The organism is Corynebacterium sp. LK31 (genome assembly GCF_014335015.1).
Classification (GTDB): Bacteria; Actinomycetota; Actinomycetes; order Mycobacteriales; family Mycobacteriaceae; genus Corynebacterium; species Corynebacterium jeikeium_D.
Genome location: NZ_PDGW01000022.1, coordinates 47,606 through 68,564, shown reverse-complemented (window position 1 = coordinate 68,564; position 20,959 = coordinate 47,606). Strand labels below are relative to the sequence as shown.

Below are 20,959 nucleotides of genomic sequence, written 5' to 3'. Positions count from 1 at the left end.
CCTACTGGAACTGGTTGAGGTCAATGCCTTCCAGCGGGTCGGACTCGCGGATGTCCTCCTCCGGTGGCAGCGGCACCTCGCAGAGTACAACTGCCGCACCACACGGATCCTGCACGGTTGCCAGCGGGCCGAACTCGGTAGCCTGCGGGGCAACGAGCACGGAACCGCCCAGTTCCTCAGCCTTGGCGACAGCGGTGTCGATGTTCTCCACGCCAAGGTAGGCCAGCCAGCCAACGAAGCTCTTATCTGCCGCATCGGTCTGTGCAGCAACCGAGCTGGCTACCAAGCCAGCGAACGGCGCCCCGTCTTCCATCGCAACTGCGAAAGTGCCGTGCTCGTTCTTGTTGCGCACTGCGATTTCCCAGCCAAAGAAGTTGTGGTAGAAGTCCGCGACCTGCTCAAAGGTCTCCTCCGGGCCTGCGACCAGCTCGAACCACACCGGGGTGCCGGGCTCGCCCGCTGCAATGAAGGCCTGCTCACCCGGCTGTTCCAAAAGTCCAATGAGGCCACCGGCGGGGTCGGAAACGACGGCCATCGTGGATCCGTCGACAAGCGGGGTCGGTTCCTGGAAGACCTCAGCGCCAAGCTCGCGCGCCTTCTCGACGGCACCAGTGGCGGAGTCGACATGGAAGTTCACGCGCCACTGGTTGACGAAGGCATCCTCAGCGTCCTTATCGGCCTCAAGCAGCACCGACACCGGCATTCCGGACAGCATGGCAACGCGGCGACCAGCGGATGCCTCGCGGGCATCCTCATGGATTGGCGCGGTATTGCGATAAGCCCACCCGAGAACGCCGCGGTAGAAGCGCTCGGTCTTACGCGGTGCGGCGGAGAGCAGGTCTACGCGCAGGGGCATGCCAAATTCGGCGGGAAATGCGGGCATGAGTTACAAGTTCCTCCACTTTTCAGGATCAAAGTCATCGTCGGCGGTGGCCTCATCAAAGTAGTCATCATCGACTTCATCGGCGGTGGCCACGCGTGCCGACATACCGGCAACAGAGACGACGTCCCCTGGACGCAGCACCTTGCCACGGCGAGTGTCGACCTCACCGTTCACGCTGACCTGGCCCTCGGCAATGAGTTCCTTGGCCAGACCGCCCGTTTCCACCAGGTTTGCCAACTTCAGGAATTGCCCGAGACGGATAGACTCGTCCCGGATTGCGACATCGATAGGCTCCATGTCCTTAAGTGTGTCATACCCGGTGAAAATGGTCGGAGTTTGGTTCGGGTCTGGTTCGGGTTTGGAGGCTTGGGAGACCTGGGCGCCACCCCATTTAAACTTCTGTTTCGATAAAAACCTCGAACCGCGACGCGGATGAGGCAGCACACCCTAACATCGTTCTCATGTCTAATTCACGGTCCCCGAAGTGGCTCCGGATTGCCAGCGAAGCGCCACCCCGCCCTCCGCTGCGCCATATTATCGCCGCCTCGGTAGCCGTGAGCCTGCCGCTGATGACCCTGGCACTCATCTCAACTTCTGTCTCTGACCTGCTATTTTTGCCCCCTATTGGCGCTGCCATGGCACTTATCGTCGGTGCGCCCAACTTGCCTCTGGCTCAGCCACGAAATGTGGTGGTCGGACACCTCATCGGCTGCACGACTGGCATCGCAATTCTGCACATGTTGGGTTCGACCATCATTGCTGCAGCGGTTGCCGCCGGCGTTGCCTTCGCGCTCATGCTTCTTGCTCGCGCGGCTCACTCCCCTGCCACCGCTACCGCTATGGTCACCGTGCTAATGCCACACGGCCATGGGCTTGCCAACGACTTCCGCTTCATAGGCTTCATTTTCGCTTCGTCGATCATGATCGTGGTGCTTGGCATCCTCGCAAATCGACTGCGCGGCCTTCGGTATCCCACCTACTGGTGGTAGGTGAATTCGCAGTCACGCACTCCGGCTAAATACGGCTATCAGTGGGATAATGACACTCATGCCAAAGCAGTGGATTAACAACACGACGACCGAAAAGATTGTCATCGTCGGCGCTGGTGGTTTTGGCCGAAACGTGGTCAGCTTCATCAAGGACATCAACGACTACGCAGCAGCCAACGGCCTACCACCGCAGTGGGAAATCCTAGGCATTATTGATGATGGCACCCCAGATATGACCTTTTTCCACAAAATGGGCGTGCAACTCTTGGGCAAAACCGAAATCCTCGCTGACTTGCCCGAGGGGGTCTACTACACAGTCGCAATCGGCAGCGGCGCAGCTCGACGTTCGATTGTGCAACGCGCAGATACCGAAGGGCTCGTGCCTGCGACTCTGGTCCACCCAGACACCAGCATCGGCGCGCTGGTCACGCTCGGCGAGGGCACCGTCATCTGCCCCGGAGCGCGCCTGACCTGCAATATTGAGGTAGGCAAGCACGCCCAAATCAATATGAATGTCACGATTGGCCACGATGCGGTGCTGCGGGACTACTGCACAATCTTCCCGCTCAATGCCGTGTCGGGCTTTGTCACGCTTGGCGAAGCCTGCACCCTAGGCGCCAACTCCGTAATCAACCCCGGCCTCACCGTTGGCGAGGGAGCGTACATCGGATCCGGAGCCGCAGTTACTAGCGATGTCGATGACTACACCGTTGTCGCCGGTGTTCCTGCAAGTGTGATTAAGAACCTGCGCTAGCCGAGACGTCCTTCTCCGACGAACCGGTGAACTCGGTCATAGTCACTTGCCCCTCTTCCGAGATCCCTTCACGCTTGAGCACCACCAAGATCGTGTCAAGCAGAATCTTTGCATCGAGCAGTAGCGACCAATTATCCACGTACTGCACGTCGTACTCGAAACGTTCTTCCCAGGTGATGCCATTGCGGCCCGAGACCTGGGCAAGCCCCGTAATTCCCGGTGGCACCTCATGGCGGCGTGCCTGGCGCGGCGAATAGCGCTCTAGGTACTTCATGCGCAGCGGGCGCGGGCCAACGAGGCTCATGTCGCCACGCAGAACGTTAAAGAGCTCCGGGAGCTCATCCAAGCTTGTGGACCGAAGGAATTTTCCCACCTCGGTGAGGCGGGACGCATCGTCGACAAGCCCCTTTGCCGGATTGACGTGGTGCATCGTCCGAAACTTGAGGATATTAAACGGCTCACCATCCTGCCCCGGACGTTCCTGGCGGAATAGGACTGGCTTTCCCATGGAAAGTCGCACTGCCAGAGCCGTAGCGCCCATAACTGGCGACAGCACAATCAAGCCCGCTGCAGATGCCGCGATGTCGACGCCACGCTTAATTACCCGTTGCGCGCGGATGCTCAGTGAATCCATTGGTCATCTCCTACTTTTCGTTGAACATTTCGCGCAGAAGCTTTTCGGCACGCGCATCGACTTCCTCATTGGAACGGTTCCTGACCAGCCAACCAACCGCACCCACTACACCGGCCGCGGCAAACGACGCTGCCGCAACGCGCAGCTTCCTGTTGTCATTCTTGTTGTCAGGCGCACTTTGCTTGACGACGGCCACCGCTGGCTCCGGCTCCGGCACAACCGGCCCCGCGGTATCGGTGACCATGACTGGTTCGGGCTCGGCTGCGGGTTCTGGTTGCGGCTCCAGCTCTGGTTCTGCCGATGCTGCGTCCTTGCGCCGTAGGCTCAGCATCGCAAATGCTGCTGCAAAGCCAAATAGCCATAGCGAACGGGAATCGTAGTAGTAGCCGGAAAAAACCTGTGCCACAAGAACCGAGAATGCCACGGCTGCGGTCAGACCAGCTTGAAGAAACTTGAATAGGTGGCGACAGGCGATTGCCAACACAACCAGCACAATCACAAACAGACCGATACCTATGACACCCGCTTCAGATCCGACTGTGTAGAAGATATTGTGCGGATGCTCCAGTGGACGTGAAGACCTCGGTGTCGACAGCACAACGAAGCTATGCAGGCCTCCACCAAAGATGCGGTGTTCACTCATGATTCGGAAAGCTTCATCATGGAGATAACCGCGTCCGGAATCATGTTCTTTTTCGAAGGTCAATTGGATAAAGCGCGTCTTAAAGTATTCTTCAATCTCGGTACCTGCGATGAACCGCGAGTATCCGTACGCGACCGCTGCGGCGACTGCGACGTAAAAAACAGTCGCCCACTTCCAACCCCAGTGAAAAAACACAGCTATTGCGGTAAAGAGGACTACCACGGTGGTAGCAACCAGTACACCGCGGCTTCCCGACGCAACGAGACCGTAAGCAAATGGTGCAGCAAACAAGAGAACTGCCCACATGAACTTACGCCACAGCATGAAAAACACAGCTGCCGCGATGCCGTACAGCATGAAACGGGCAAAGACATTCGGTCCACCGCCGAACGCCGTCATGCGCCCGACATATTTCGGACCAGTAATGCCACCGTAGAGAAAAATAAGCGAGCAAATGGCTACTGCTAACCACAGCCATACCAGTGCCTGAGGATGCAAATAGAACAGTATTGCTGACATCGTGGCGATGAGCCCAAGCGTTATCAACGCAGTAACGACAGGAGCAACTTCGGCAGCTTCGGGGGCCCACAGTCCGGACAGCATCATCCAGAACAACCAGGCATAGAAAGCCACTAATGCCCACACGGCCATCGGCCACTGCTTTACATTGCCAGCGCCTTTCATCGCATTCAGCCAACTCTGGCGCTGCGCTTCTGGGGTGCCGAAGGCGGTAAGGATTGCAACAACCACCAAAATCGGCAATGCAAGAGAGAGATCAGGAAGCGCCGAAGAGACGTCCTTCATCGTCGTGTCGCCAACGTAGAGGACACCAGCAAACATTCCTGCGGCCACCACAATAAACAGCGACTGCAGTATTGGTTTTCGCTGTTTTACAGTTTCTCCAGCTACCTCTGTAGGAGTCATCCCAGCACTTCCTTCAAAACACCTATCACCCGCGCGACGTCGTCATCGTCCAGCGCCGGACCACTAGGAAGAGTAATGCCGCGGGAGAAAAGATTCTCAGCAGTGCCGTTGATGGTCGCCCGCGCGCCCTCGTATACCGGCTGCAGGTGCATCGGCTTCCACAGGTGACGAGCCTCAATGTTGGCCTCACCAAGTGCTGCAATCACGCTGTCCGGGGTCAGCACGCCCTTATCGACGGCCTCCTGTGGCAGCACAATTGAGGTCAGCCAGCAGTTCTCGGTGAAACGCTCGTCGGAGTCAGAGAGCAAGCGGGTACCTTTACCAGGGGCATCGTCGTCAAGCGAGGCGAGCAAATCGATGTACGCATCGCGAATCTGGCGGCGGCGAGCGATCATGTCGTCCAGACGCGAGTGCTGCGCCCGCCCCAGTGCGGCGAGCAGATTGGACAGGCGGTAGTTGTAGCCGATTTCGGTGTGCTCGTACCAAGCGACGGGCTGACGCGCCTGCGTGGAGAGGTAGCGCGCGCGGGCGATGAGATCGGCATCATCGGACAGCAGCATGCCACCGCCGGAGGTGGTCATGATTTTGTTGCCGTTGAAAGACAGCGCGGCGGCACGGCCGAAACTGCCGGCCGGCTGACCATGGACGCTGGCACCGAGCGCCTCGGCGGCGTCCTCGATGAGCGCGATGCCGAGTTCTTCCAGGCGTGGCGCGAAGGCCGGGTAATCGGCGCAGCGGCCAAAGAGGTCCACAATCATCACGGCGGGAACGCTCTTGCCCTCGGCAAGCAGCTCATCGACGGTGCCGAGCAGCAGCTCAGGGTCGATGTTTCCGTCCTCTGCGGCATCGACGAACACCGGCGTAGCACCAACGTAAGCAATGGCGTTGGTCGTGGCCGCGAAGGTCATGGTGGAAACCGGAATGTAGTCACCTTCACCGATCCCCAGCGCAAGCAGCGCCAAGTGCAGGCCAGCGGTGCCAGACGACAGCGCGAGCGCGTGCTCAACACCGCAGCGCTTGGCAATCTCCGCTTCAAACGCGTCTACTTCGGGGCCCAACGGAGCCACCCAACCAGAGTGGAGTGCGCGAACGACGGCCTGTTCTTCTGCTTCGGTGACTGTCGCGAGCGAAAGGAAGATCCGCTCATTGGGCTTGTTAGCGTCGGCGTTAGTCATTACTTCTGCACCTTTCGGACGCGGTTGAGTACCTCGATGAGCTGGTTGTACAGGCTGTCACGGGCAAAACGCTTCTCACCCAGTTCGCGGTTTCGCTGTCCCGCTGCGCGCATCTCATCGCGGTCGGAGATGATCTCAGCGAATCGCTTGGCCGCGGTCGGAATATCGCGCGAGAGACGCCAACCGGCATCGTGCTCGGTTGCGGCTTCCTCCAGCCAGCCACCATGGTTGAACACCACCGGACGCGATGCGGCCATGGCATCGAAGACCTTGTTCAGGGAATTGCCCTCCAGGCAGGGGTCATCACGCAGCGGCGATAGCGCGATATCGGCGGCAGACACGTACTTGGCGACATCTTCCTTCGGCTGACGGCCGAGGAACATCGCATCGGCATCGAGGCCAGCGTCCTTGGCGCGCTGGTACAACGCATCCGAGTCGCTTCCCTGTCCCAGCAGGACAAAACGCACATTCTCCACGCCATCACGACGCAGCTGCGCCGCCAAATCCACAAGCCACTCCAGCTGGTAGGACATGCCAAAACCACCGGCATAGACAGCTACCACGTCATCGCCCCAGCCCTGCTCCTTTCGGAAAGCTGTACGCTGCTCGGCCGGGACATCAAAGCGCTCAAAGTCCGACGCATTCGGAATGACGGTCACGCGCTTCTTCGGAGCGACCTCTTTGACGCCATCGGCCATCGACGGCGACAGCGCCACGACCTCGCTCGATGCCGCATAAAATGCCTTCTCCAGCTGCTTGGCCAAGAAAATTGCCACGGGATTATTGAGGTAGCCCAACTTGATCGGCACCTCTGGCCACAGGTCACGGATCTCCGCCACCAACGGCGCACGCTGGGTAAACTTCGCCACGATTCCCGGAACCGCCACAGTCAGCGGGGTCGAGGACGCGTAGATCACGTCGGCAGGCACACGGGCAGCGACCGCGGAGGCGCGCACCAGGAAGTTCAAGAAACTGACGATACGCTCGCGCTTCGACATTTCATTGCGGTACGGAATCGCTAGACGACGCACGTGGATACCATCAACCGTTTTATCCATGGCCTCATCGCGACCACAGATCATTGTCACCTCGTGGCCTGCGGCGGCCATTCGTCGGGCAAACTCGTAGGGTCGGGAACCACCCGGCTCACCGGGGAGAACAAAGTGCTGGTGGATATAAGTGATTCGCATTGTTTAGGCTTCCTCGATTACGTCGACGGGGAGTTCTTCGGTGGTAGTTGATGGATTCTTCTGGCCTCCGCTTGGCTGCATCAGCGCCACTGCTGCAACAGCGGCTGCTGCAAAGTAGACAATTGCGCTGGTCCACGCGAGACCGAGGGCGTCTCCGAGAAGAATGCCCATCGGGTAACAAATGACAGCGATAACGGCGGAAATGAGCTCCACTCGGCCAATTCGACGGGGATTGTCGCTGCCGAGAATTTCACCGCACAGGTGTCGGTAGCAGCCGAGCACCACGGCCGCGATAGTCAGTGGCAGCACCAACTCCCGGGAAGGCTCAAACTCATGGCCGAATACCGGCACGATGAGGAAGTAGAGTGCCACCCCACCGAGCGCACCAAGTGCTCCGTACGCTGCAGTGACTATGCCAAGGTGTCGGAGCACACGAGATGGGGTGAGTTCGCGACCCCTCTGGTCGCTGGTGCGCTGATCGGCGACTGACTGCGCGATCCAGTACAGCGGTTCCGTCGCCGTCGCCACGACTACAAAAAGACCTAACGACGCCGGTGAGGCCAGCGCCGGCAGCAAAACGCGACCCAAGCGTGTGGTCGTCAACGGCCCCAGACCCGATGCGATGAATGGGGCATTTGTTCGTGCCGTCTCTACCACTCCGCCAACACGGGAATCGGTGTGTTTGCGTGACTTCGCTAGCGACCAGATTGCCAGTGGCAGTGCCGGGAAGATATAGGCCGCAGCCCACCAGCGCCAGTCCTCGACTCCGGCGAAATAGAGCGCAGCGCTTATTAGCAGTACTGAGCCCTGAAAACCGACGAATACTGCGACGAAGAAGGACACTCGATGGCGGCTGATAGCCATGGCACGGACCATGGAAAATGACACGGTAACCAAGGCGACGACGCCGGCCATTGCCGTCCACGGTCCGTAGACGACTCCTGCGATGGCACAGGCAATCAGAGCGACCACAGTCATGGCGAAACCACTCGGAATGAGACCGTGGTCGTAATCATCGCGGCGCAGCAAAAGCCGATCGGCCCCAAATCCGACGAATGGCGCCACAATATAGGCGAACTGCAAAACGGTAGCGACCTCGCCTCGACCGGCGGGCCCCAGCACTCGCGCGGAAAGAATACTGACCACAAAGGCGACGACTGCGGCGAGCGCTGAAGCTGCCGAAATCGTCGCAACTGTTCGAACTCTTTGCGCCAGCTGCCCGGAGTTAGAGGAGCTGGTGGTTGTCACGGTGGGGAGTCATCCTAACTATTTTGCTTTCGAGCTAGCGGTTGCAAGTGATTGTGCACCGGTGGGATGCGCCTCAATACTGCTTTGCGCCCCACCGTGCTCTGCAAGCCAACGACGTGCAGCATCGTGATTATGTGTGCACGGGAGAATCCGCGAATTCAGCCGTTCCGGCTCAACACGTACCTCAGTGATTAGCGGATGACGATCACCGATCTTGGGAACCTCGCGGTCATCAACCAAGTCCTCGGAGATTTTCTCACCGTCACGAAGACCCGTGTAGACAATCTCTACGTCTGCGTCATGGAGCCTAATGAGGTTCTCCGCCAGCTCAGCAATCTTGACCGGCTTACCCATCTCCAGCACCAGAGTCTCACCGGACTCTGCAATAACGGTAGCCTGCAGCACCAGCTGCGATGCCTCCGGAATGGTCATGAAGTAGCGCTGAACGTCAGGATGCGTCACCGTCACCGGGCCGCCCTCTTCAATCTGACGCTGGAAAGTCGTAATGACCGAACCGCGCGAGCCAAACACGTTACCGAAGCGGACAGATGCCCAGACACCTTCGTGAGTTTTCCCCATGTGCGCAGTCAGACGTTCCGCAGCGCGCTTGGATTCACCCAGAATCGAGGCCGGGTTCGCAGCCTTGTCCGTGGAAATATTAATAACGGTTGAAACGTTGGCCCCAGCCGCTGCATCCAGGACGTTCTGGGTTCCGATGACATTGGTTTGCACTGCTTCTGCAGGGTAGCTCTCCAGCAGTGGCAGGTGCTTGAGAGCTGCAGCATGGTAGACAACATCGGGCTTGCGCTCGGTGAAGATTTGCGTCAGCATCTCCGCGTCACGGATATCAGCCAGGACGGTATCGGAGCCGTCGAGAAGCGCCGAACCCGTCAGCGACAGCTGCGTGGCATGCAAGCCGCCCTCATCGCGATCCAGCATGATCAGTTCTGCCGGCTCAAAGCGGTGAACCTGTCGGCAGATTTCCGAACCGATAGAACCTCCAGCGCCGGTGACCAGCACCTTCTTACCGCGGATTATGGAAGCGACCTTGGATTCATCCAGGTGCAGAGGCTGACGGCCAATGAGGTCGGCGATGTTAATTTCGCGCACCTGCGAGGTAGCGACAGCACCACGGTGGCGCGAGTACTCTTCCACCGGCGGCAGAATGAGCAGGCGCAGCGACGATTCCTCACAAATGTGGTTGAGGACGTTGATGCACTCAGTGGACAGTGGCTCATCAGTCGCAATGATGACCGACTGCGCCGAAGTGCGCGATGCGAGCTCACCCAGCTGATCAATTCCACGAACCACGCGGAGACCATGGATACGAGAAATATGGTTCTCGCCGCTTTCTTTGGGATCGACGATTCCAACCAAGTGGAAGCGGTTCTCACGGGAGATACCGGAATCCGTAAGGCTGTTAATAAAGAATTTGGCTCGACGGCCTGCACCGAGAACAATCAAGCGATCATCCGTCTGACGGGAGCCAAAGTTGTTGGTAATCCAGCGAGCGAGAGTTCGGGTATAGATACTTGCCAAAGTTGCGACACAGCCGCCTGCGAACGGAACGTACCACGCAATTTCCGGGAAGGTCTTCAGGATTTGAGCTAACCCAGTGGCTGCGGTAGCGCCGCCCATGCTGATGCTCAGCAGAACAATATCTTCAGTTCGACTGCCGGGCCATACGCGTTGTGGGTTGGTGTACTCCCCGAGCAGCAGGCCGAGCAGGACGATGACGGCCACGGCGACAGCGACAACCAAAAAATTAGTGCCTGATATTTCAGAGAAAGATACCAATTCACCGCGGACGATTCCGTTAGCGGCGGACAGCGCAATCAGCCAGGCGAGTACGTCAAATACGCACCAGGCGAGCTGCTTCCAGTCTCGGATAAACATTCTTATGCCTTTTACTGCTGGTTAAATTTTCTTACGCACAATGCGTTCCACAGGCTTGGCATACTAAGCGATATGAACTACATTTACAGCCCCCTACTACAAAGGGCTACCCCATCGTTCGGGTAGCCAAAAAGCCACCTTTACCACTCACCATTCTCCCTGGTAAAACAACGTTTCACCAACTGTTTACTGAAGCTTCAATCTGTTTACATTCATCTAACTAGCTGTACAAACTAGCTTCTAACGTAGCCACTTCCTGACGATTGCAATTAATGCAAAATCACCTCTTTATTGAGATATTTATTCAAGGAAGTATTTGCGTGAATGCTCAAACAATCGCTTTTGACAAAAGGGTTACACCCCCCGTGAGCACATCATCAACGCGTCGGGCACGCGCTTTCATCACCCGGAAGCCCTTCCTTACTACCCTGATGCTGATTCAAAACCGGATGCGTCAGACACAGAAGACCACACAGTCCTGGCAGGCCCACAAAAACGGCGAAGACCCGACCAAATAAAAGCACTCTTACATGCGCCCATATTAAATGCGCACCCAGTATGCGTATTATTGATATATGTCGTCGCACGCCACACCAGAACCCCAATCCCCCACAACCAAACCGCCTACTAAGCCTGGCAAGAAGCGCCGCATGTCCTGGCATCGCAAGGCCGGTATGCCAGTGCGCTGGTGGTTCGCCTCCATCATTGTGGCAGCACTCATTCACCCTTTCGTCGCCGATGGCCGTTGGCTGTTGGTGCATCTCTTTACCCTCGGCGCCGTCACCAACTCCATCCTCATCTGGGGCCGCCACTTCACCGAAAAGCTACTGAAAATCGACGTGCCCGTTGGCAATCGGAAGATTCAGTTGGCAAATATTTACCTGCTCAACGTAGGTATTGTCGCGACGGTCGTCGGCAAGCTCGGTGACTGGTGGCCAGTGACCACCGTCGGCGCGGCGGTCGTCGGCGTCGCCGTCGCATGGCATGCGTTTTCCCTCGGACGCGACCTGGTAGCGAAGCGCGATCGGCCATTCGCCATCTCCGTTGCACACTACGTCGCGTCGGCATGCCTACTGCCCATCGGCGCTGCACTCGGCGCCATCCTCGCATCTCCTAAGGGCAAAGCGCTTCACGACGATCTCCTATTGGCACACGAAACCGTCAACCTCATTGGCTTCCTCGGGCTCGCGGCCTGCGGCACGCTCATCACCATGTTCCCAGCGCTGTGGCGAACCCGGATGTCGCCGCATTCCCGCCCGAAGCTGGCACTAGCAGTACAGCTCATAGGTATCGCAATTACCGCGATCGGTGCACTGACCAGCTTCAACTGGTTGGACTCCGTCGGCCTTGGCATTATCACTATCGGCTGGGTCATAGCCGCCATCCCGTGGGCACACAACGTCATGACTGTCGCTAAAGACCCGCGCGACCGCCTCAGCTACCCGGCGTTGTCTGCTGCAGCTGCAGTCGTCTGGCTAATCGGCACACTCGCAGTCGCCACAGTCAAGGCGCTTGACGACGGCTTCGTAATCTCATCCCTCACGCTGCCGCTGGTAATCGGTTTCGGCGCCCAGTTGCTTATCGGCATGATGAGCCAACTCTTGCCCGCCACCATCGGCGGAGGTGCTGGCCCAGTCTCTGCCGGTATGAAGGAACTTGACCGCGCGGGCGCATTTCGCTGGTCGACCATCAATATTGGTCTGGCACTGTGGCTGATGCCGCTGCCTTCCTGGACCAAAGTGGCGGTCTCCGCAATGGTCTCCCTTGCCTTGGTGTCTTATCTGCCACTTGTCGGCCGTGCCGCGAAGGCTCAGATTGGTGCGTTAAGAGAGAGTCAGAAGGCACGGGCCAACAAGGAAGCAACGCGGAACCCGGTCGAACTGCACGCAACTGCACGTCGACTCGGTGCTCAAACTACCGCTGCTCTGGCTGTATTGGGCCTGGTAGTAACCGTCGGCGTTGCGCTGAGCGGTGGCGGTGGCGGTACGGGAAGCATTGAAACCACCAGCGATGTTGCGCCCACCGGAGAAACCGTCGAGGTGACGGTTACTGCCAACGATATGACCTATACCCCGAACGTTATAGAGGCGAACCCCGGCGACCGACTGGTCATCACCATGGTCAACGCTGATTCCCAGGTCCACGATCTGCGCTTGGCCACCGGCGAGGACACCGGACGTGTCGCCCCTGGCAACTCCGCCACCATTGAAGTGCCGGTTGTTCCCGGTGACATTGACGGCTGGTGCACCATTGCTGGTCACCGACAGATGGGCATGACCCTCACAGTCAATACAGGTAGCACTGATCATTCACACCACACCGGAGGTGGCAACCACGCTGACCATGCCACTCCCGGTGCGCTCGGGAATGTCGGCGAGCAACCCGGCCCGGATTCCCCCACCATCAACCCGCTATTAGAACCCGCCGAGGACGCCACGGTTCACCACGTCACCCTGAGAGCCAGCGAGTTCACCGGCTACGCTGCCCCTGGAGTCGAGCAGCAGCATTGGGTATTCAACGGCAAACCGCTGGGGCCAACCCTGCGCGGCAAGGTGGGCGACGAGTTCGTCGTCACGCTCATTAACGATGGCACGATGAGTCACTCCATCGACTTCCACGCGGGCATCGTTGCACCGGATGAACCTATGCGCGACATTGCCCCTGGTGAACAGCTTGAGTACCGCTTCCGTGCCGACCGGGCGGGTATCTGGATGTACCACTGCGCAACCATGCCCATGTCCATGCACATCGCTGCCGGCATGCACGGTGCTGTCATTATCGACCCACCGAATCTCACCGAAGTCGACCACGAAGTTCTTCTGGTGCAGTCGGAAAGTTACTGGGGCGAGGACGGCCCCGATGCCGACAAGACCATGGCCGAGGACCCCGATATCTACAAGTTCAACGGCTACCCCGACCAGTATCTCACCCACCCGATTCGTATTCGCGCAGGTGAGACGGTACGTTTCTGGTTACTGGCCGCAGGCCCCAACAAAGGCACGAGCTTCCACATCGTCGGCACGCAGTTCCATCGCGTGTACAAAGAGGGAACACTTTTGCTTGACGACGGCGTGGGCGGCGCCCAAGCCCTTGACCTCGGTGCCGCGCAGGGTGGTTATGTTGAGGCCGAATTCCCGGAGCCAGGCACGTACCACTTTGTTGACCACCAGATGGTGCATGCCGAAATGGGGGCACGCGGCAACATAGTGGTGAACTAAACCAGGGTTTACAACTTAATTGGAGCGTCTTCTGGCTCCACCGCGCGAGGCAGGTTGGACTCGCCCATCAGGTACTGGTCCACAGCCTCGGCGCAGGCGCGGCCTTCGGCGATAGCCCACACAATCAAACTGGCACCGCGGCCATTGTCACCGGCCACGAACACCGGACCGTCGAAGTTCTGCTCGATGTCGCTGCGCACGGCAAGGTAGTCGTCGTCACGCATCATCACACCGCGATCGTTGAACTGAATACCCAGCTCATGCGGCAGGCCCCCGCGCTCCGGACCGGAGAAGCCCAGAGCAATGAGAACTAGGTCGGCATCGAGCTCGAAATCCGTGTCCTCCATGGGCACGCGCTTCCCATCGATGACCTCGACCTCGTTGGCGGACAGACCGGTCACGTGACCGTCCTCGCCGTGGAAGGAGACGGTGTTGACGTTGAAGACGCGCTTGCCCAGCGTCTCACCGGTGACGCGAGCGTTAAGGCCGAGCGCCTCGGTAACCTCTGGCGGCTCGGAACCGGTGATGGTGTACTCACCTTCTTCGTGGGCAGTCGCCACGCGCCAGACCAGCGGGTACATCGGCCACGGAGTCGACGCCGCACGGGACTTCGGAGCCCGCGGACGGATATCGAACTGCGTGACGGACGCAGCACCTTGACGCAGCGCGGTACCAAAGCAGTCAATACCGGTGTCGCCACCGCCAATGACAACGACCTTCTTGCCCTTCGCATCAATCGGCGGGGTGTCGAGCTCGCCTGCGGCAACGCGGTTGGCACCCGGCAGGTACTCCATAGCCTGGTGAATACCCTCCAAATCACGGCCATCGACAGGCAGGTCGCGGGCCAGTGACGCGCCGGTAGCTAGGACCACTGCATCGAATTCGGCCAGGTCAGCAGCCGTCGGTGAGATGTTGGTGCGGAACTCAGTGCCCTCGATTTCCATCTGCTCGAGACGACGGTCGAGGAAACGCTGCTCCATCTTGTAGTCCGGCACGCCGTAGCGCATCAGACCACCAATCTTGTCGTCGCGCTCGAAGACCGTGACATCATGCCCGGCGCGAGTCAGCTGCTGTGCTGCAGCAAGGCCCGCCGGCCCGGAGCCGATGACAGCGATGTGTTGGCCGGTGTCGAAAGTCGGCACAATCGGCTGCACCCAGCCCTCATCGAAGCCGCGTTCAACGATGGCCAGCTCGATGTTCTTAATGGTCACGGCATCATCATTGATGCCGAGCACACAACCGCCCTCGCACGGAGCCGGACACAGGCGACCGGTCCACTCGGGAAAGTTATTGGTGGCGTGCAAGCGCTCGAAAGCCTCGTGCCAGCGGTTCTGACGAACTAGGTCATTCCACTCCGGAATGATGTTGCCCAGCGGGCAGGCCGAGTGACAAAACGGCACGCCGCAGTCCATGCAGCGGGTCGCCTGCTGTTGCAGGTGCTCCTGACTAGCCTCCTCATAGACCTCTTTCCAGTCCATCAGACGCAGCGGAACCGGGCGATGAGCAGGCTCTTCGCGCTGGAATTTCATGAAACCCTTCGGATCAGCCATTGGTTACTGCCTCCATGATTGCCTCGTTGATGTCAGCGTCGTTGTCCTTTGCCTTCGCGACTACGTCGAGAATTCGGGCGTAATCACGCGGCATAATTTTGATGAACTGTGCGGCCGGGAACCGAGTCTTAGAACCCGTGAGCTTGCGGTGCTTCGACAGCGTTGCCTCCAGCCAGCTGATGTCCTCATCGTCGAGAGGCACGATGTCGACCAGCTCGGTGTTGATGTTCGCCCGCGTCGCCTCGTTATCCAGCAGGTAGGCGATACCGCCACTCATACCGGCGCCGAAGTTGTGACCGACCGGGCCCGCCACTACGACGCGGCCACCGGTCATGTACTCGCAACCGTGGTTACCGATGCCCTCGACCACGGCCGTGGCACCGGAGTTACGCACGCAGAAGCGCTCGCCGACGGTGCCGCGGACGAAGATTTCACCGCTAGTGGCACCGAAACCAATGACGTTGCCGGCAATCGTGTCGGTAGCCACATCCGCGGTTGGCGGGGTCGAACGTGAAGGTCGGACCACAATCTTGCCTCCGCATAGGCCCTTGCCGACGAAGTCGTTGGCATCGCCCTCCAGCTTGATAGTCACACCGGCCGGCAGGAACGCGCCCAGCGAGTTACCGGCGGAACCGAGCAGGTTGACGACGATGGAGTCGTCGGCAAGCCCCTGCTTACCTGCGACTTTGGTGACTTCGTACCCGAGCCGCGTGCCCACGGAACGGTTCACATTGCTGATGGCGTGGTGCAGCGCCACTGGCGTCGGCGCCAACCCATTCGCGCGCGCCGTACGCAGCGCGGGCTGCGCTTCGTCGATGAGGCGCTCGTCCAACGCACCCTCAAGCCCGTGGTCCTGCGCCTTCGTGCAGTAGGAATCCTGGTCCACGAAGAAGGGGCTCTCGGCAACGTGCAGGATTCGCTCCAGGTCAAGCTTTGCGACGCGCGGAAGGTTGCCCAAATTCTTGCGCGGACGCAGGCACTCGGCATGTCCGACCGCTTCATCGATGGTGCGGAAACCCAGCTCAGCGAGGTATTCACGGACCTGCTGGGCGATGAAGGTGAAGAAGTTGACCACGTGCTCGGCACGGCCGGTGAACTTGCTCCGCAACGTCGGATTCTGGGTGGCAATACCGACTGGGCAGGTGTCCAGGTGGCAGACGCGCATCATGACGCAGCCCTCAACCACCAGCGGAGCGGTGGCAAAACCAAACTCCTCAGCGCCCAACAGCATCGCGACCACGACATCGCGACCGGTCTTGAGCTGGCCATCGCACTGCACGCGGATGCGGTCGCGCAACCCGTTGAGCATCAGGGTCTGCTGGGTTTCAGCGAGCCCCAGCTCCCACGGACCACCGGCGTGCTTGAGGCTGGTCAGCGGCGAGGCGCCGGTGCCGCCATCGTGGCCGGAGATCAACACAACGTCGGCATGCGCCTTCGACACACCAGCGGCGACAGTACCCACACCCTGCTCGGAGACGAGCTTCACGTGAATGCGGGCGCGCGGATTGGCGTTCTTGAGGTCGTAAATGAGCTGCGCCAAATCCTCAATCGAGTAGATGTCGTGATGCGGTGGTGGCGAGATCAGACCCACGCCCGGGGTGGTGATGCGCACTTCCGCAATCCACGGGTAGACCTTGTTCGGTGGCAGCTGGCCACCTTCGCCGGGCTTTGCACCCTGGGCCATCTTGATCTGGATGTCGGTGCAGTTGGACAGGTAATGGCTGGTCACACCGAAGCGACCCGAAGCTACCTGCTTGATGGCAGAGCGTTTCCAATCGCCGTTGGCCTCCATTTCGAAACGGTCTGGATCTTCGCCGCCCTCGCCGGAATTGGACATCGCACCCAGGCGATTCATAGCGATGGCCAGCGTCTCATGTGCCTCCGCAGAGATGGAGCCGTAGCTCATCGCGCCGGTGGAGAAACGCTTGACGATGCTGGAGACCGGCTCGACCTCATCAATGTCGATCGGCTCGCGATCCGAGACGAACTCGAGCATGCCACGCAGGGTTGCCAGCTGCTTGGTCTGCTCATCGACCTTGTTGGTGTAGTCGCGGAAGACCGCGTACTGACCAGTGCGGGTCGCATGCTGCAGCGTGTAGATGGTCTCCGGGTTGAATAGGTGGTACTCGCCTTCGCGGCGCCACTTGTACTCGCCGCCGAGATCCAGCTCGCGGTGTGCTTGCTCTTCCGGACGCGGCAGGAATGCGCTGCGGTGACGAGCTGCAACGTCTTCTGCGACCTCGTCGAGGCCAATGCCCTCCAGCGGAGAAACAGCGCCGGTGAAGTACTCGTCCAGGAACTCCTGCGACAGACCGACGGTGTCGGCCAGCTGTGCGCCACGGTAGGACTGCAGTGAAGCGATACCCATTTTGGACATGACCTTCAGCACGCCCTTGGAGGCGGCCTTACAGTAGTTCGAGCAGGCCTGATCCAGCGTCAGATCACCAAGCTGATCCTTCATGCGCAGCTCATCGATGGTTTCGAAAGCCATGTACGGATTAATGGCATCGGCACCAAAGCCCAGCAGCATGGCCATGTGGTGCACCTCGCGGGCGTCGCCAGCCTCAATGATGAGGCTGGCGCGCGTGCGAGTGCGCTCCTCCACCAGGTGGTGGTGGACCGCGGAGGTCAGCAGCAGCGACGGGATGGGGGCAAAGCGCTCGTTGGACTCACGGTCAGACAGCACAATCAGTCGGGCACCACGGTCAATGGCCTCAGAGACCTCACGGCGAACACGACGGATAGCGTTGCGCAGGCCACGGCCACCGCGGGCGACCGGGTACAGGCCAGAGATGACCTCGGCACGGAACTCGGAGTACTCCTCGTTCTTGCCCGCCTGGCACAGGGTGACAAAGTCGTGGTTGTCCAGGATTGGATGCTCAAGCCGGATGCGACGGGCGGCATCGGCGGTGGGCTCCAGGATGTTGGTCTCTGCACCCAGCAACGTATTCATGCTGGTGATGGACTTTTCGCGCAGCGAGTCCAACGGCGGGTTGGTAACCTGCGCGAACCGCTGCGAGAAGAAGTCGAACAGCATGCGAGGGCGGTTGGACAGTGCCGCAATCGGCGTGTCTGAGCCCATCGAACCCAGGCCCTCCGCGCCGGTGAGTGCCATCGGGCGGATGATTAGGTCAACGTCTTCCTCGGTGATGCCGAAGACGCGCTGCCGCAACACCGCGCGGGCATGCGGCATGTACTGGTAGCGCTCTCGTGGCAGGTCGGTGATGTCGACCAGGCCCTCTTTGATCCATTCCTCGTATGGACCGGTGGCGGCCAGCGTGGACTTAATCTCCTTGTCCTCAATAATGCGACCGGCCTTCATGTCCACCAGGAACATGCGCCCCGGCTGCACGCGTGTGCGCTGCACAATCTGCTCCGGCGGGATATCCAGGACACCAGCTTCGGAGGCCATCACCACCAGGCCCTCGTCGGTCACCCAGATGCGCCCCGGGCGCAGACCATTGCGATCCAGGGTGGCACCGATGACCTGGCCGTCGGTAAAGCAGATGGCAGCGGGGCCGTCCCACGGCTCCATCAGGCAGGCGTGGTACTCGTAGAACGCGCGAACCTGCGGGCTGAGGTTGTCATCGTGCTCCCAGGCCTGCGGAACCATCATCATGACCGCATGCGGGAGACTACGACCACCGAGATGCAGTAACTCCAGGGCCTCGTCGAAACGCGCAGTGTCAGAACCGTTGGGGTCGCACACCGGCAGCGCGCGGTCGATGTTGCCCAGCTTGCCAGAGCGAATCAGCGACTCGCGGGCGCGCATCCAATTTTCGTTGCCGCGCACGGTGTTGATTTCGCCATTGTGAGCGACGTAGCGGTACGGGTGTGCCAGCGGCCAGGACGGGAAAGTGTTCGTGGAAAAGCGCGAGTGCACGATGGCGAGCGCGGAAGTGACTTCCTTCTGCTGCAGGTCAAGGTAGAAATCCTTCAGCTGCGGAGTAGTCAGCATGCCCTTGTAGACGATCGTGCGGCTGGACAGCGACGGGAAATACACGGTGTCGCCACCAGAGCCCTCACCGGCACCCTGTTCACCCAGCTCTCGCTCGCAGCGCTTACGCAGGAAGAACATCTTGCGGTCGAGATCGATATCGCTTAGCTGGCGCCCCTCGTAGTTCTTCGCGGTAACGAAGAGCTGACGCAGCACCGGCATAGCCTGGCGAGCCATCTGGCCAAGCCCGTCAGCGTTAATCGGCACATCACGCCATGCCAAGATCTCGATGCCCTCTTCGGCGCAGATATCTTCAATAGCCCGGATGGCATCGAGGGTGGCCATGCGCGACTGCGGCAGGAATGCAATACCGGTGGCATAGGTGCCAGCCGGCGGCAAAATAACGCCTTCCTTGCTCAGCTCAGCACGGTAGTAGGCATCCGGAACCTGAATGAGAATGCCGGCACCGTCGCCGGTGGTCTTCTCAGCGCCGGCGGCACCGCGGTGGTCGAGGTTGACCAGTGCCTGAATGCCCTTTTCCACAATGTCATGGGTCTGGCGACCGTAAATGTCGGCAACAAAGGCCACGCCACACGCATCATGTTCGTTCGACGGGTGGTAGAGACCTTCCCTCTGAGGACCACGAGGCAATGTGGTCGCTGCTTCGGTCAGAGTCATGGCTGTCTTAGCTGTCATGGCTGTTTTCCCCTTGTAGGTGCAATGTGCCAATTGGGGGACACGGGTTATCTATATTTCCAACTGTTTTAACAATGCACTTTCATCTAGGCGTATTGCAATACGTATTTAGGGAACTAGCTATATTTACCCACCCCCGAAGGAGCTAGAACACCCTTCCCGTTCGACTAAAACCGGGCTTTTACTACCCGCTTTAACGCCATAACCCCCTAATCGAGCTACCACCCCCGCTAACTACGCACAATTGTTCGATTCTTTAGCAAACCTCCCTCCATACCCAATCCGCCCCCACCGCTATGGTTAGCTCCATGCTCGCCAACCGTCGTTTCCGCTCGCCACTGCAGGGCCTCGCCCTCCTTATCGGCGCAGCGATAATCCTCAGCGGCTGCACGGCTCCCACAGCCCCCACTCCAGAGAGCCAGTCATACAGTCCGGCACCGGCACCCGCATTTACGCCCGAGCCAGAGGAACCCGCGCCCGAGATTCCCGAAGCGCCCCACGCCCCCGCCGCCCCGGACACCCCAGCGCCCGGCACATCGCCTATCGACGGCATCCGTAGCGCCCTCAACCAGCTGGAGGTAAAAGGGCGCGCACCGAAAACCGGCTATGCGCGCGATGAGTTCGGGCAACGTTGGAGCGACGACGTCTCTGCCGAGTTTGGGCACAACGGATGTGACACGCGAAACGATATTTTGAATCGTGACCTTATTAATAAGGAGTACAAACCAAATAGCCACGATTGCGTCGTGCTTTCAGGGCAATTACTGGATCCCTATACCGGCACGATGATTGAGTTCCAGCGTGGCCGCGATACCTCTTCTGCCGTTCAAATCGACCATGTCGTAGCCTTAAGCGACGCCTGGCAAAAGGGGGCACAGCAACTCCCGCCCGAGGTTCGGCAGGACTTTGCCAATGACCCCCTCAACCTCTTGGCCGTCGATGGCCCCGCCAATCAACAGAAGCGGGATAGCGATGCCGCATCCTGGGTACCCGCCAATAAGCCATTTCGCTGCCAGTATGTCGCTCGCCAGGTGGCAGTAAAACAGAAATACCACCTGTGGCTCACACAGGCGGAGTACGATGCCATCGACCGTTGGCTCTCTACCTGCACACCAGAGGATGAGCCCACACTTGCCGCCCTAACCCTGAATTAGGGCAACTTCCTCCGACGCTCACCGATGCCGCACACCGAGGCTCAAGCCAGCGAATATGCCACCTATTC

Annotated in this window: 15 protein-coding genes; 5 read left to right on the top strand and 10 right to left on the bottom strand. The window is 59.5% G+C overall.

The window, feature by feature from the left end; all coding sequences use genetic code 11:
• Position 1: 1 nt before the first annotated feature.
• Together CRD18_RS08010 and CRD18_RS08005 are read right to left on the bottom strand one after the other, a co-directional pair.
• Positions 2 to 883, bottom strand: a complete 882-nt coding sequence (locus CRD18_RS08010; RefSeq protein ID WP_147766061.1) for a VOC family protein — start codon at positions 881 to 883, stop codon at positions 2 to 4.
• Between the two features lie 3 nt (positions 884 to 886).
• Positions 887 to 1,180 (bottom strand): RNA-binding S4 domain-containing protein, encoded by a 294-nt coding sequence (locus tag CRD18_RS08005; RefSeq protein WP_005510922.1) that lies wholly within the window; start codon positions 1,178 to 1,180, stop codon positions 887 to 889.
• Between the two features lie 164 nt (positions 1,181 to 1,344).
• Here CRD18_RS08005 and CRD18_RS08000 point away from each other — a divergent pair, with 164 nt between their 5' ends.
• Together CRD18_RS08000 and CRD18_RS07995 are read left to right on the top strand one after the other, a co-directional pair.
• On the top strand, positions 1,345 to 1,872 hold the full coding sequence (locus tag CRD18_RS08000) for an HPP family protein (protein WP_070595852.1): 528 nt from the start codon (positions 1,345 to 1,347) through the stop codon (positions 1,870 to 1,872).
• A 49-nt stretch (positions 1,873 to 1,921) separates the two neighbouring features.
• Positions 1,922 to 2,626, top strand: a complete 705-nt coding sequence (locus CRD18_RS07995) for a NeuD/PglB/VioB family sugar acetyltransferase (protein ID WP_242458690.1) — start codon at positions 1,922 to 1,924, stop codon at positions 2,624 to 2,626.
• Here the strand turns inward: CRD18_RS07995 and CRD18_RS07990 are convergent.
• From CRD18_RS07990 to CRD18_RS07965, 6 genes are read right to left on the bottom strand one after another with little or no spacing between them, the layout of a single operon-like run.
• The gene (locus tag CRD18_RS07990; RefSeq protein ID WP_070642747.1) at positions 2,610 to 3,260 is read right to left on the bottom strand and encodes a sugar transferase; all 651 of its coding nucleotides are present in this window, start codon (positions 3,258 to 3,260) and stop codon (positions 2,610 to 2,612) included. The genes CRD18_RS07995 and CRD18_RS07990 overlap by 17 nt on opposite strands.
• A gap of 10 nt (positions 3,261 to 3,270) precedes the next feature.
• Complete coding sequence (locus CRD18_RS07985; RefSeq protein ID WP_070549596.1) at positions 3,271 to 4,827, bottom strand: O-antigen ligase; 1,557 nt, start codon at positions 4,825 to 4,827, stop codon at positions 3,271 to 3,273.
• Positions 4,824 to 6,002 carry a DegT/DnrJ/EryC1/StrS aminotransferase family protein gene (locus CRD18_RS07980; protein WP_187406631.1) on the bottom strand — a complete coding sequence of 393 codons (1,179 nt, stop codon included), beginning with the start codon at positions 6,000 to 6,002 and terminating at the stop codon, positions 4,824 to 4,826. The genes CRD18_RS07985 and CRD18_RS07980 overlap by 4 nt, the downstream gene beginning before the upstream one ends.
• On the bottom strand, positions 6,002 to 7,192 hold the full coding sequence (locus CRD18_RS07975; protein WP_070595857.1) for a glycosyltransferase family 4 protein: 1,191 nt from the start codon (positions 7,190 to 7,192) through the stop codon (positions 6,002 to 6,004). The genes CRD18_RS07980 and CRD18_RS07975 overlap by 1 nt, the downstream gene beginning before the upstream one ends.
• A gap of 3 nt (positions 7,193 to 7,195) precedes the next feature.
• On the bottom strand, positions 7,196 to 8,440 hold the full coding sequence (locus tag CRD18_RS07970) for a lipopolysaccharide biosynthesis protein (protein WP_048731977.1): 1,245 nt from the start codon (positions 8,438 to 8,440) through the stop codon (positions 7,196 to 7,198).
• An 18-nt stretch (positions 8,441 to 8,458) separates the two neighbouring features.
• Positions 8,459 to 10,336: a polysaccharide biosynthesis protein gene (locus tag CRD18_RS07965; protein ID WP_187406630.1), complete on the bottom strand. Its 1,878-nt coding sequence runs from the start codon at positions 10,334 to 10,336 to the stop codon at positions 8,459 to 8,461.
• A 365-nt stretch (positions 10,337 to 10,701) separates the two neighbouring features.
• Here CRD18_RS07965 and CRD18_RS07960 point away from each other — a divergent pair, with 365 nt between their 5' ends.
• A complete protein-coding gene (locus CRD18_RS07960; protein ID WP_180802981.1) occupies positions 10,702 to 10,854 on the top strand; it encodes a hypothetical protein in 153 nt (50 codons plus the stop codon).
• A gap of 132 nt (positions 10,855 to 10,986) precedes the next feature.
• Positions 10,987 to 13,554, top strand: a complete 2,568-nt coding sequence (locus CRD18_RS07955; protein ID WP_242458689.1) for a multicopper oxidase domain-containing protein — start codon at positions 10,987 to 10,989, stop codon at positions 13,552 to 13,554.
• Positions 13,555 to 13,562: 8 nt separating this feature from the next.
• Here the strand turns inward: CRD18_RS07955 and CRD18_RS07950 are convergent, their stop codons facing one another.
• On the bottom strand, positions 13,563 to 15,104 hold the full coding sequence (locus CRD18_RS07950) for a glutamate synthase subunit beta (RefSeq protein ID WP_070862548.1): 1,542 nt from the start codon (positions 15,102 to 15,104) through the stop codon (positions 13,563 to 13,565).
• Positions 15,097 to 19,719 carry a glutamate synthase large subunit gene (gene gltB, locus CRD18_RS07945; protein ID WP_187406644.1) on the bottom strand — a complete coding sequence of 1,541 codons (4,623 nt, stop codon included), beginning with the start codon at positions 19,717 to 19,719 and terminating at the stop codon, positions 15,097 to 15,099. The genes CRD18_RS07950 and gltB overlap by 8 nt, the downstream gene beginning before the upstream one ends.
• Before the next feature lie 314 nt (positions 19,720 to 20,033).
• On the opposite strand from gltB, the gene CRD18_RS07940 reads away from it, so the two are divergent.
• The gene (locus CRD18_RS07940; protein WP_187406628.1) at positions 20,034 to 20,891 is read left to right on the top strand and encodes an HNH endonuclease family protein; all 858 of its coding nucleotides are present in this window, start codon (positions 20,034 to 20,036) and stop codon (positions 20,889 to 20,891) included.
• Positions 20,892 to 20,959 lie beyond the last annotated feature (68 nt).